The following is a 12,996-nucleotide window of genomic DNA, read 5'->3' on the forward strand; positions in this document are numbered from 1 at the left end:
CCTGTTTGTTTGAATTTATTAATAGGTAATTATTCTCCCTTTGGGGTATTTTATTTCGTATCGAAACTCAACCGTACGGCTTTCATTGGCTTTCAGTGAAAGTTTCCAGGTCAATCGACCCGTTTCGGAAGTATAGGTAGCACCAGTAGACTCTTCCAGTTTTACTTCGATGTCGCTATTCGTCGAAACCGGGATTTGATCTTCCAGAGTAATAGTTGCGGCTTCATTTTTCGTGTTTCTGATTGTAACGCGGTAAGCGACGGTTTCCCGAACCTGATTTCCCAAAATTCTGGTAGCCGTAAAGTCCTTCATGCGCTCCCGTTTTATAATTATTTTTTTATCCCGCCCCAGCGAAAGGTTCAAGGTGTCGGCAGTATTTTGAGTCAGTAACTGCGTTTCACCTACGTAGGTTCCTTGAAAATAGACATTTGCCTGACCGTTTAATAAATTGTATTTTTCCCAGTCGGTAATTGTCCCAATCAAAAAGGCGTCCGGGTCAAGTTTTGGAATCGCAAAGTGCCGATACGTGGCTGCAACTTCATGCTGCGCGATGTCTACCACCTGTCCTGAACCATTGGATGGAATCGTGTAAGGAAGGGCTATTTCAAATGAAACCGATAAATCATTGGTGTTCATTTGGGTAAACGAAGCAGACGTAATCAATTCGACTTCGGGTACAGACATGTCCATCTTTATGCTTTGTTCCGAACTATTCATTGCGGCAGTTGGCGCCGCGGTGCGCATGCGTTCCTTTCGCATAACAACGGGTTGCTCAAATTGCACAAACTGAGTGCCAAGTTCCGGCTTTGTGCCGTTGAGCGACGGGTTAGAGGTAGATAGCGTCAGTTTGATCGCCTCCCAGTTTTGTCCTGTATTCTGATACACATTGGCTTTATAAGCAAGCGAAACCGGACTTTGCGTGTCTTTCACACGGACGTCATACACGGGCATCCATCCTGCATCTGCAACCACGTAAGAAACTTCGAGTTGGAGAGACGTGCGGGCGGTTGCGCTCAGATTTACCAGAATTTGTCCCGTAGGCTGATTCCGTCGGTTCTGCCAGTCGGCCAGCTGATTTTTAATGTTATTTTCCCGTTCTTTCAGTCGATTTATGGTGTCCTTTATTTGGAGTTGCCGGGTGCCGATATCTGCAAGGCGTTCCCGATAGAAATCAGCCAATGCCTTCAAATCAGCGACTTTTACACCCGCAGCCGTGCCGCCAGCCTGTTTATTTGCTACGATCAACGCGCGTTCTTCGTCAAGCGCGGTGAGGGTAATCAAGTTTACCGCCAGTTGATTTTGAACAATTTTCAGAGAATCTTCCATCCGAATGATTCCTGCCGGACGTTGGGCTCTTTGCAGGTAGTCGCGTTCAAAACGAACGCCTTTAATGATGGCCCCGCCAGTACCGCGCACCTCAATACTACCCGGATCAATACTCAGGGGAATATTGTCCAGAATTACACGTTGTTCCCCGGCTTGAAGAGTTGCTTTGGCGGTTGCCGTCAGCTGTGCCCGGTTGAGAAAAACCGTCGCATGAGTTAATGTAGTACTAATAATCTGCTCGTTTGGCGTTTGAGCGAAAGCCAGCGAAAATGTGCTAAGAGAAATAGCAATAAAGGAAAGAATCTTTTTCATTGGGAGGCCGTTTATTGAAACACTGATTTTGTAACGTGTGAAGGGATTCGGATATTTGCACCACTACCTTTGCAAAGTTTGCTTTTTATTCAATCATTTTATAAAAATACCTCATTCCTTTTCGTAAGCGCATGTACCAATCGGATTACCTACAAAATTTTGTCCAAAAAGTATTTGAAAAAATAGGTTGCCCGCCTTCCGAAGCAGGCCTTGCAGCTGAGGTACTGCTTAGCGCAGACTTGCGTGGCATCGATTCGCACGGTATTGCACGGCTTGCGGGCTACGTGCGTTTGTACGACAATGGAAGGCTAAATCCAACGCCAAAGGTGACGATTGTACACGAAACACCCAGCACGGCTACCGTCGATGGCGACCGTGGATTGGGGTTGGTGGTGGCGCCGCAAGCGATGAAAATTGCGATGGAAAAGGCCGAAAAAGTAGGTTCGGGCTGGGTGTCGGTACGCAACTCCAACCATTTTGGAATTGCGGGCTATCATGCCATGATGGCCCTTGAAAAGGATATGATCGGCTGGACTATGACCAATGCCGCGCCTTTGGTAACGCCTACCTTTTCGCTGGAAAAACTACTGGGAACCAACCCCGTAGCAGTTGCCGTGCCAGCTAATCATGAGCCCGCTTTTGTAGCAGATTTTGCTTCTACGGCAGTTGCCTATGGCAAATTTGAAATACTGCAAAGAAAAGGTCTGCCTGCGCCACTCGGCTGGGCGCAGGATGCCGAAGGAAATACAACAGACGACTCCAATGCCGTTAAAAATGGGGGTGGTTTGTTGCCCTTAGGCTCCGACCGTGAGCATGGCAGCCACAAAGGATACGGCCTGGGTGCCATTGTAGATATTTTTTCAGGTGTACTTTCAGGAGCTAACTACGGGCCGTGGGTGCCGCCTTTCGCAACGGCAGGATTTATGGCTGCACAAGCAGGAGTAGGTTTGGGTACGGGGCATTTTTTGGGAGCCATGCGAGTCGATGGCTTTCGGCCTGCTACTGAATTTAAAGAAAATATGGACACCTGGATTCAGCGCTTCCGGCAGGCAAAAGCCGTGGAAGGGCAGCAGGTACTGATTCCGGGAGATCCCGAGCGGGAATCCGAAGCGCGCCGCCGGCAGGAGGGAATTCCCTTGCTGGAACCCGTAGTAGATTCATTGCTCGATCTGGCACAGCGATTTTCCATTCCATTTGAACGAATCTGATTTTTATTTAGGTAATAAAACTCTCTTTTCTGATTGTTTTGCTACCTGTCAACACTAGTTATTTACTTAGGAAACTCAATCATGATGTCTCGCAATTTTAAGGTAGGCGCATTTATCACCATGGCGGTAATCACCACTACCTTCACTTTTTACTTTTGGCAAATATTTAAAACGCCAAACCTGCAGGTTGAAAAAAACGAAAGTTTTGCCTTACTGATCCCGGAAGGTGCTACCTACAAAAATGTACTGGATACCCTCAAAAAGCATCGGGTAGTCAATGATCAGGTATCGTTTCAGTTTTTGGCCAAGCTGCTCAACTATCCCGAACGCGTGCGGCCGGGACGGTATGTAATTAAGCCCGACATGACTAATTATGCATTCATTCAAAAACTTAAAGAGGGAAATCAGGATGCTGTACGGCTTACATTTAATAATATTCGCCTGAAAGAAGAACTGATTCAACGCATTGGGCCTCGGTTTTCCTTTGGCGAAGAAAATTTTCGGGCGGCACTGAACAACCCCGAACTTTGTCAAAAATATGGATTTGATACGCTTACCATTGTAAGTTTATTTTTACCCAATACATACGATATTTTCTGGACCGTAGGCACGGAGCAGTTCATGGATCGGATGCATAGTGAATACAAAAAATTCTGGACCGAAGAGCGGCTCGCCAAAGCAAAATCCATTAATATGAGTCCGCTGGAAGTGTCAATTTTGGCGTCAATTGTGGAAGAAGAGCAGGCCCGAAAAAAAGACGAACGCCCACGAGTGGCCGGTATGTACATCAATCGTCTGCAAATCAATATGCCCTTGCAGGCCGATCCGACAATTAAATTTGCACTACAGGATTTTGGAATCAAGCGAATCCTCACTGCGCAGCTTCGGGTGCCTTCTCCTTACAATACATATCTGAATACGGGTTTACCACCGGGCCCCATCCGAATTGCCGATCTCGTTTCGCTGGATGCCGTACTCAATTATGAAAAGCACAACTATACGTATATGTGTGCCAAAGCTGATTTGTCGGGCTACCATGCTTTTGCCGAAAATTATGCTGATCATTTGGCCAATGCCCGCCTATATCAGGCAGAATTGAATCGACGCAATATTTTAAAATAGTACCTGATAGACACAAAATTTGATTTATTTAAAACCGCCCTTCGGAATGTTTAGTTATGAAGTAAAAGGGATCAGGGTTCGATATGCCGATACGGATCAAATGGGATATGTATATTACGGTAACTATGCCCGATACTACGAAATTGGTCGGGTAGAAGCGCTGCGAAGTCTTGATTTTCATTATAAGGAAATGGAAGACGAAGGAATTTTGATGCCGGTTTACGAAAATCGGTCGCGTTATTTGCGGCCCGCTCGCTACGACGATTTGCTGAGTGTTCGGGTACAAATTTCCAAATTGCCGTCCGCAAGGGTCGTATTTGACTATGAAATAAGAAATCAGGAAAACGTCCTGTTACATACGGGCGAAACAACGCTCGTTTTTCAGCGTAAAGATACCGGAAAGCTCTGTACTGCGCCGGAGCCGCTGCTTCAACGACTTCGTCCGTATTTCGACGTATGAATTAATTTGCCCATGCTCGAAAAGATTCTGGAAAATCGTTACTTTCTTAAAATCAGCCAATGGCTGAAAAGCACAACCCTCTTTCGGGGATCGGTGTCGCTGTACGATATTCTGGTTAATTTACTGGATAAATTGATGGTCTCTGACATTGATCAGAGGGCAACAGCTGTGGCGTTTAGCCTGACTTTGTCGGCATTTCCTGCGCTCATTTCGTTGTTTACGCTCATTCCTTATATTCCAGTCGAAAACCTTCAGGCGCAGATTATGGAGTTTTTGCGGGAAATTATGCCACGTGGAATTTACACAGAGGCCCAATCAACCATTCTGGAAATCATCAGCCGCCCCCGTCGGGACATTCTTTCGATAGGTTTTATTTTAACCATCGTTACCTCTACCAACGGAATGGTGTCGCTGATGCGTTCGTTCAACATAGTTTATAAAGATATTGACGATCGCGGTTTTTTTCGGACGAGGGCTATTGCCTTAATGCTGACTATGCTATTGGGAGTTGTTCTGTTTTTGTCGGTAGTATTACTAATTATTGGCGACCGGGTCATGGATTTAGTCAAGAATTGGAATATTATTCAGGATTCCTGGATTTTTCCCGTCGTGAATATCACCCGTTACCTGACCACCTTCACTTCACTTGCCATTGGCGTATCGCTGATTTATCGCTTTGCACCACATCGGCAGGTTCGCCTGTCATTTTTTAACATCGGTGCTATTCTGGCTTCTGCACTGATCGTCCTGGCTACCTATGGCTTCTCCTTTTATCTCTCCAATTTTGGTACTTATAACACCCTTTATGGCTCTATTGGAACAATGATTGCCCTTATGGTGTGGATTTACCTGATTTCTCTTTTGCTGATTTTTGGCTTTGAATTAAACGCAAGCATAATTGGAGCAAAGAAAGGTAAGGAGGAGTGAAAAGATAAATGCCGAATACGAGTGCATTCGGCATTTGATGTATTACCCTAACCCATTAATTGACGTTATAAAGAAAGAAATCCCGTTAAAACATCAATACATAACTATTTATCGAATATCATGCCAATTTTTAATCATGTTAAATTTTTTGTTTGATACTTGCGGCCAATCCTGAGAATGTCTAGTGAATAAAACGTATTGAAGAATCTGCTTTTCAACCGTTTACTCAAAAATAAGTTTCCATACTTAAAAAGTAGCTTACTTAGTACCATCAAAGTTAAAATCCTCGAATCAGGTACTAATTGGAATGTCAATGAAAAAACCCCTCGTATCAATTATTTGTACGGCCTATAATCACGAATCATTCGTAGAAAACGCATTGCGGTCGGTTATGAACCAAACCTATGCGTCTATTGAGCTCCTTGTAATTGACAATGCCAGTTCAGATCGGACAAGTGAACGAATTGAACAGTTTTGTCAGGAATATCCACATACTACATACATAAAAAATGCCTGGAACAAAGGACTTTGTACGGCATTCAATCAGGGCCTGAAACTTGCCAAAGGAAAGTACATCATTGATTTATCGGCTGACGATGTGTTGCTTCCGAATCGTGTAGAACAGCAGGTTAACTATTTTGAGCGGTTGCCCGAAAACTTCGGAGTGATTTTTTCCAATGCCGTTTACATCAATGAATCGGACCAAATTCTGTGCACACATTTTGACGTGGATGAAAACGGACATGCCCTCGACACGATTCCGTCCGGTGATGTGTACCGTTCCATTTTGGAAAGATACTTCATTTGTACCCCCACAATGATGATTCGACGCTCGTTGTTGGAGATTTTGGGAGGATATGATGAATCGCTTACTTATGAAGATTTTGATTTTTGGGTTCGCTCATCCACGCTTTGCGCATACGGTTATCAGGACGAAATCTTAACGCAAAAGCGGGTTTTGGATGATTCACTTTCGCAGCAGGTATTCAGGCCCGGAAGCGGCATGCTCGAATCTACCTACAAAGTTTGTAATAAGGCCTATGATCTGAACCGTACCCAGGCCGAATTTGACGCCTTAGCCAATCGGATACGTACTTTTATCAGAAAATGTTTTTATGCGCAGGAGTTTGAACTTGCGCTCCGTTTTCGGCAATTGCTTACCTACATTGAGGATCCGGGCGTTACTACCGAATGTATCATTTTTCTGTGTAAACTTCGATTGCCCATTAACCGGATTTACAGGTTGTATTTGCATCATAACGTAAAAAATTCGCCGCAAAGGAAGGATTTCAGGAAGAATTTTGTTATTCCTGAATAACTACAAACTTGCACAAAAAGAATGTCAGCAGAACTTATCCGCATTTATCCAGAAAATCCGGATCTACGCCGAATCCGTCAGGTGGCGCAAACCCTCAAAGATGGCGGATTAGTTATTTATCCAACTGACACAGTCTATGGCCTTGGATGCGATATTCACAATGCCCGGGCCGTGGAGAAAATCGCCAGGATAAAAGGTATCAAGCCGCAAAAAAATGACTTCTCCTTTATTTGCTTTGACCTCAGCCACATTGCCGATTATGCACGAGTGAGCAATGCGGCCTTTAAGCTGATGAAAAAAGCATTACCAGGTCCATTCACATTTATTCTGGAAGCAAACAACAATGTTCCTAAGTTGTTGAATACCAATAAAAAAACGGTAGGTATCCGAGTGCCTGACCACTCCATTCCGCGGGTGATTGTTAAAGAATTGGGAAATCCGATCATTACTACCTCCATAAAAGACGACGACGAAGTCATAGAATATTCTACGGATCCAACCTTGATTTATGAAAAATTCAAACACCTTGTCGACATCGTGGTCGACGGCGGTTACGGAGGTAACGTTGGCTCCACGATCGTGCAGGCAACCACAGACGAATTCGAAATCATTCGGGAAGGCCTCGGTGATTTGAACGACTTTCTGTAACTGCATCCAAAGAAATAAGAATAAAAAGGTTTAAAATGTTCTTCCCAGTACTTTCTGAAATATTTTTTTATAATTTTTTTGATAATCTCCTTCGTCTTTGCCATATTTGATAATGACAGACCAAAGACGGCATTCCTCCTTTCCAACAGAAGTTACACTGGATTTGCACTACTTGCCTTGTCTTGACTATTTTTCCTGCCTGTTAAATTTTGACTCGTTTATACTGGAAGCACAGGATCATTATATCAGGCAAACCTACCGCAACCGGTGTTATGTGCTTACCGCAAATGGGATTGATGTATTAACGGTCCCTGTGCTCAGTGGAAGAAACAAAGTATTAATTCGGGATGTAAAAATTGATTACGGGCAGGCTTGGGTGAGGCGTCATTGGGGATGTTTGCAATCTGCCTATGGAAAATCCCCGTTTTTTGAGTACTATGAGGCCGAATTCAAACAGGTTTACCAAAGGCAAACGACTTTCCTGTTTGATCTCAATGTAGAATTGCTGACATTATGTCTGAAATTTCTGGGAATTAAAAAAGAAATAGCATACACTTTGTCATACAGTAGAGACGTTACTTCTACAAATTTTGACGCAAGGTCATTGATAAGTGATAAAAATACAGAGAATATTTTTAAATTCCATGTACCTATCCCTTACTACCAAACCTTTGGCAATGATTTTGTAAAGAATTTAAGTATCGTTGATCTCCTTTTTAATAAAGGACCCGAAGCCCGCCAAATTTTGATGCAATCTAAACTTGCCCCGCCGTGGTCCGATTGAACAAAGGCCGTTTATAATTCGTTACAAAATAATTACGACACTATATTTTTCCTGCTAATACATGGAAGCTAAATTTTCAAATCGAGTTAAAGAAGTGATCTCATTAAGCCGCGAGGAAGCTCTCCGTTTAGGTCATGATTTTATTGGAGCCGAGCATCTTCTGTTGGGGATGATCCGGGAAGGAGAGGGCGTTGCTATCGGCCTCCTGAAAAAACTAGGCGTGTCGCTTGAAGAGGTTCGTCTTACAATTGAGCAGGCCACCAAAGGCTCTGCTACCAATAATGTAAAGAATTTACAAAACATCCCGTTGACGCGTCAGTCGGAGAAAGTTTTGAAAATTACCTATCTGGAAGCCAAGATTTTCAAGAGCCCGCTGATCGGAACCGAGCATTTGTTGTTGTCGATTCTGCGAGATGAAGATAACGTGGCTACGCAGATCCTCCATAAGTTTAATGTTAACTACGAAGTCATCAAAGAAATGTTAGAATATCAATCCTCCGGAACCTTACCCCGTATGGGGTCTGATACAGACGATGGCGACGACGATCCAAGAGGTGGAATGTTTGGAAGCGGTGCATCGTCAGGAAAAGAATCAAAAAGTGCTGAAAAATCCAGAACTCCGGTGTTGGATAATTTTGGACGCGATTTGACCAAACTTGCCGAAGTAGGAAAACTTGATCCGATTGTAGGACGCGAAAAAGAAATTGAGCGAGTAGCACAGATTTTGAGCCGTCGCAAGAAAAATAATCCTATCCTGATTGGTGAACCCGGCGTGGGTAAAACTGCAATTGCTGAGGGTTTGGCCTTGCGTATCGTGCAGAAAAAAGTTTCGCGGGTTCTTTTCGGAAAGCGTGTTGTTACACTTGATCTTGCGTCACTTGTGGCAGGCACCAAATACCGCGGACAGTTTGAAGAGCGCATGAAAGCGGTCATGAATGAGCTGGAAAAATCGCCGGACGTAATCCTGTTCATTGATGAGTTGCATACGATTGTGGGTGCAGGCGGAGCTTCCGGTTCTCTTGACGCCTCCAATATGTTCAAACCTGCTTTGGCTCGGGGTGAAATTCAATGCATTGGAGCCACGACGCTTGATGAATATCGTCAGTATATCGAAAAAGATGGCGCATTAGCCCGTCGTTTTCAGATGGTGATGGTTGATGCCACGTCGGTTGAAGAAACGATTCAGATTCTCGAAAATATTAAAGATAAATACGAGGAACACCACCACGTAAACTATACGCCCGAAGCGCTCGAATCTGCTGTAAAACTTTCTGAACGCTATATTACTGACCGCTTTTTGCCCGACAAGGCAATCGATGTAATGGATGAGGTTGGTGCCCGCGTGCACATCAGTAATATTACGGTTCCTGAGGATATCCTGAAACTTGAAGAGCAAATTGAAAACATCAAGCAGGAGAAAAACCGGGTAGTGAAAAGCCAAAAATATGAGGAAGCTGCGCAGCTTCGGGACCGGGAAAAGAAACTGATTGATCAGCTTGACCGGGCCAAACAATTGTGGGAAGAAGAAACCAAGTTGAAACGTTACACTGTTTCAGAACAAAATGTAGCGGAGGTAGTAGCAATGATGACTGGAATACCGGTCATGAACGTTTCGCTTGACGAAGGAAAGAAGCTGTTGAACATGGCTGACGAACTAAAAGCGAAAGTGATTGGTCAAAACCCACCGATTGAAAAACTCGTAAAGGCGATTCAACGGACGAGAGTTGGTCTGAAAGATCCTAAAAAACCAATTGGTTCCTTTATTTTCCTTGGTCCTACGGGGGTAGGTAAAACTGAATTGGCAAAAGTCCTTGCCACCTACCTGTTCGATAAAGACGATGCGCTCGTACGTATTGATATGAGTGAATACATGGAGAAATTCAGTGTTTCCCGGCTTGTGGGAGCTCCTCCCGGCTATGTAGGGTATGAAGAAGGAGGTCAATTGACCGAGAAAATCCGTCGGAAACCATACAGCGTTGTCTTGTTGGATGAAATCGAAAAAGCACACCCGGATGTATTTAATATTCTGTTGCAGGTACTTGATGATGGAATCCTGACAGACGGGCTCGGCAGACGGGTTGATTTCCGGAATACGATCATCATCATGACTTCCAACATTGGCGCCCGGGATCTGAAAGATTTTGGATCAGGTATTGGTTTCTCTACCAAAGCCAAGAGCGAAAATGTAGACGAAATCATGCGTAGTACCATTCAAAGTGCATTGCGGAAAGCATTCTCACCGGAATTCCTGAATCGTTTGGACGATGTAATCGTCTTTAATTCCCTGCAACGCGAAGACCTGCATCGCATCATCGACCTCTCGCTGGACAAGCTGTTCAGTCGGGTAAAAGGTCTTGGATATGAGATTGAACTAACTGTTTCGGCCAAGGACTTCCTGTCAGAAAAAGGCTATGATCCGCAGTACGGAGCCCGACCGCTCAACCGCGCGATTCAGAAATATCTGGAAGATCCGGTAGCTGAGGAAATTTTGAAAGGTGATTTGCGTGATGGAGATGTGCTCGTAGCCGATCATGAAGAAAGTAGTGAACAGCTAACAATTACCGTTCGCAAAAAAGAAGAAGAAGTTGCTAACTAAGTAATGTTTTCAGTATAAATTTTTGATAAAAGAGCTACTCATTGCGAGTGGCTCTTTTGTTTTAAATAATATTATTTTTTAACAAAAAACGTGGATACTATATAAATGGCCTTGTATTTGACGTATATTCTGTGGTTCGTACCTGTGATGGAAAAGGGAAACAGGAGAAAGATGGTATACTAACTTTTTATTTGAGAGATGGAAATCGATGATAATGTAAAAGGCGAGAATCGGAACGAAGAAACCAACAAGGCTGACAAAACCGGATATCCCACACAAAAACCGTGGTGGCTCGTAATATTGGTCTTGGCTGTACTGGTTGTGTGTGGAGTGTATATTGCCTGGCTCAATTCCCCAAAATCTACGCAGTATTCAAGTTTTTGGTCCTATTTATTTGGCCCTCAGCCAACTGAACTGGTTTCTGACTCACTTTATGTAGCTACCGGTCCGTTTCAGTTGCAGGATGATACCCTGCAAAATGAACAAGCGGTAATGGCAGATACGCTTCTCAATTCAGCAGATACGTGGGATAATTCAGTTGAAAATGAGGCTGCCTCCCCAGGAATTGGGCAAGGTTCTCCTTCCACTTTTCAAGAAGTTCAAACACCAAAGCCTACCAAAGAGACGTTCTCGGAAGTAGAAAAAAAGGGCTTTTATGTAAATGCAGGAGACTTTAAAACAAAAGCTTCCGCAACGTTTCGAATAAAAGAACTCAGGCAGGGCAATTATCCTGCCAAACTTATCGAGGCAGAGGCTGGTGAAAATAATTTTCAGGTTCGTGTAGGTCCCTATTCCAGTGTAGCTGTTGCCAGGGAGCAATCAAGAATAATGTCCTTTGTGCTCGATATAAAGACATCTGTCATAGAAATTCAGGAATAGTTGGCTATCATAGGGAGGTGTTTTTTTTTTCGAAAAATTACCTGAAAAGGACGCAAAAGTTGCCCGCCAAAATCTTTGGGAAAATGCTCTTCCTCGGGTAATCCAACCGGAAGATTTTCATCCGAATGCGGCCAATAAGAAGTACCAAAAAGGTAATCCCAAATGCTTAATGTAATACCATAGTTGTAACCGTAAGGGTGCGAGGCAGGCAAATGTTTGGCATGATGCCACAGATGCATTTGAGGCCCGTTCAGGAAGTATTTTAGCGGGCCAAGTGGCAGGTAAATATTGGCATGCCCAAGCTGTCCGGTAACGAGCGTGAAAATGTGCACGATGAAAAAATCATCAATGCCGAATCCAATCATTGCCAATGGGAGGTATTCCAACGTTCGATAAATGATATTCTCCATAAAATGATAGCGAAGCAGGGCTGCGAATCCCATTTCGTCAACGCTATGATGAACTTTATGAAATTCCCACATCCATGGTACATGATGAAGCAAGCGATGTATATTCCATTGCATAAAATCACGAATCACAAATATCAATAGCAGCTGTCCCCACACGGGCAGGTCAGAAACCTGAATAGCGACAAGGTTGGTAATTGAAAATATTTCAAGAAGGTCGTTAAAGGCCTGTACGGCTACCATGGATAAAGCATTGTACAGCACAAGCGAAAACAAAAAGTAGTTCCACAGCAAATAGAAAGCGTCCAACCAGAAATCCTGACGAATCCGGGGTTGATGTTTTCGCCACGGAAAAACTACTTCCAGGAACCAAATTAGCAAGGAAGCCCCCAAAAGCCAATAAAAGTAGTTGTGCCAGCCCGGATTCAACAGTTCATGTAGAAAATAGTGCCAATAACCCGAATACGCACCGGTAATGGTATGAAAATAGCGATCCATAAATAATTGATAGAGAGTAGGGTGGTAATTTAATGGTCCTTCATAGCATACATCATAAAGGTGTAAGCGGCAAACAGTAAAAAGCCAATGAGCACAATACCAAGCATCAGGATCAGTATTTTTGAGCCCACTTCGAAGGGAGTTTTGGGTGTGCCGTCAGATTTGACTGGCTTTTGAAACCAAACCATAAAATAACCAATCGTGTAGGCTAGTATACAAAACAGGACAATACCAATCAGAATCCGGGCCATAGATATTCATACATTTTTATCCTGACAAAAATACCAAACAAATAGCCAAAAGGGTGGAAAAGAAGCCTGAAAAGGGGTGGAATTATTCTACTAGACTTGTTGCAATGGAAAAATAGTCTTAAATTTGGCACAAGAAAATATCGATAAATGATCTAAAAAATGAGCGTCAATGGCGTTCTGCAACCGGACTTAATAAGGAAAGATATATTAAGTTGTTAAAATTATTTGATTCTTCATATCAAAATACTTTTGGTTGTACA

Annotated in this window: 12 protein-coding genes; 9 read left to right on the forward strand and 3 right to left on the reverse strand. The window is 43.5% G+C overall.

All coding sequences use genetic code 11. The features are described 5' to 3' along the window. Nucleotides 1-18 precede the first annotated feature (18 nt). Nucleotides 19-1,638, reverse strand: coding sequence for a DUF4139 domain-containing protein (locus tag EZE20_RS04880; protein WP_132115049.1), 1,620 nt, complete (start codon nucleotides 1,636-1,638; stop codon nucleotides 19-21). Between the two features lie 131 nt (nucleotides 1,639-1,769). Here EZE20_RS04880 and EZE20_RS04885 point away from each other — a divergent pair, with 131 nt between their 5' ends. The 9 genes from EZE20_RS04885 (at nucleotide 1,770) to EZE20_RS04925 (ending at nucleotide 11,580) form a co-directional block, all read left to right on the forward strand. Continuing rightward, nucleotides 1,770-2,846, forward strand: a complete 1,077-nt coding sequence (locus EZE20_RS04885; RefSeq protein WP_132115051.1) for an Ldh family oxidoreductase — start codon at nucleotides 1,770-1,772, stop codon at nucleotides 2,844-2,846. Between the two features lie 84 nt (nucleotides 2,847-2,930). After that, a complete protein-coding gene (mltG, locus tag EZE20_RS04890; protein WP_132115142.1) occupies nucleotides 2,931-3,968 on the forward strand; it encodes an endolytic transglycosylase MltG in 1,038 nt (345 codons plus the stop codon). 46 nt (nucleotides 3,969-4,014) lie between these two features. Then, nucleotides 4,015-4,428, forward strand: a complete 414-nt coding sequence (locus EZE20_RS04895; protein ID WP_132115053.1) for an acyl-CoA thioesterase — start codon at nucleotides 4,015-4,017, stop codon at nucleotides 4,426-4,428. 12 nt (nucleotides 4,429-4,440) lie between these two features. Continuing rightward, the gene (locus EZE20_RS04900) at nucleotides 4,441-5,355 is read left to right on the forward strand and encodes a YihY/virulence factor BrkB family protein (protein ID WP_132115055.1); all 915 of its coding nucleotides are present in this window, start codon (nucleotides 4,441-4,443) and stop codon (nucleotides 5,353-5,355) included. Nucleotides 5,356-5,668: 313 nt separating this feature from the next. Then, complete coding sequence (locus tag EZE20_RS04905) at nucleotides 5,669-6,673, forward strand: glycosyltransferase family 2 protein (RefSeq protein WP_228713539.1); 1,005 nt, start codon at nucleotides 5,669-5,671, stop codon at nucleotides 6,671-6,673. A 21-nt stretch (nucleotides 6,674-6,694) separates the two neighbouring features. Next, nucleotides 6,695-7,321, forward strand: a complete 627-nt coding sequence (locus EZE20_RS04910) for an L-threonylcarbamoyladenylate synthase (RefSeq protein ID WP_132115059.1) — start codon at nucleotides 6,695-6,697, stop codon at nucleotides 7,319-7,321. A gap of 112 nt (nucleotides 7,322-7,433) precedes the next feature. Continuing rightward, the gene (locus EZE20_RS04915) at nucleotides 7,434-8,105 is read left to right on the forward strand and encodes a WbqC family protein (protein WP_132115061.1); all 672 of its coding nucleotides are present in this window, start codon (nucleotides 7,434-7,436) and stop codon (nucleotides 8,103-8,105) included. A 61-nt stretch (nucleotides 8,106-8,166) separates the two neighbouring features. Further along, nucleotides 8,167-10,701 carry an ATP-dependent Clp protease ATP-binding subunit gene (locus EZE20_RS04920; protein WP_132115063.1) on the forward strand — a complete coding sequence of 845 codons (2,535 nt, stop codon included), beginning with the start codon at nucleotides 8,167-8,169 and terminating at the stop codon, nucleotides 10,699-10,701. A gap of 198 nt (nucleotides 10,702-10,899) precedes the next feature. Then, nucleotides 10,900-11,580: an SPOR domain-containing protein gene (locus EZE20_RS04925; RefSeq protein WP_132115065.1), complete on the forward strand. Its 681-nt coding sequence runs from the start codon at nucleotides 10,900-10,902 to the stop codon at nucleotides 11,578-11,580. On the opposite strand, the gene EZE20_RS04930 is transcribed toward EZE20_RS04925, so the two are convergent. Beyond that, nucleotides 11,571-12,485 (reverse strand): sterol desaturase family protein, encoded by a 915-nt coding sequence (locus EZE20_RS04930; protein ID WP_132115067.1) that lies wholly within the window; start codon nucleotides 12,483-12,485, stop codon nucleotides 11,571-11,573. The genes EZE20_RS04925 and EZE20_RS04930 overlap by 10 nt on opposite strands. A gap of 29 nt (nucleotides 12,486-12,514) precedes the next feature. Further along, complete coding sequence (locus EZE20_RS04935) at nucleotides 12,515-12,736, reverse strand: hypothetical protein (protein WP_132115069.1); 222 nt, start codon at nucleotides 12,734-12,736, stop codon at nucleotides 12,515-12,517. Between the last annotated feature and the right edge of the window lie 260 nt (nucleotides 12,737-12,996).

The organism is Arundinibacter roseus, from assembly GCF_004348825.1.
GTDB lineage: Bacteria > Bacteroidota > Bacteroidia > Cytophagales > Spirosomataceae > Arundinibacter > Arundinibacter roseus.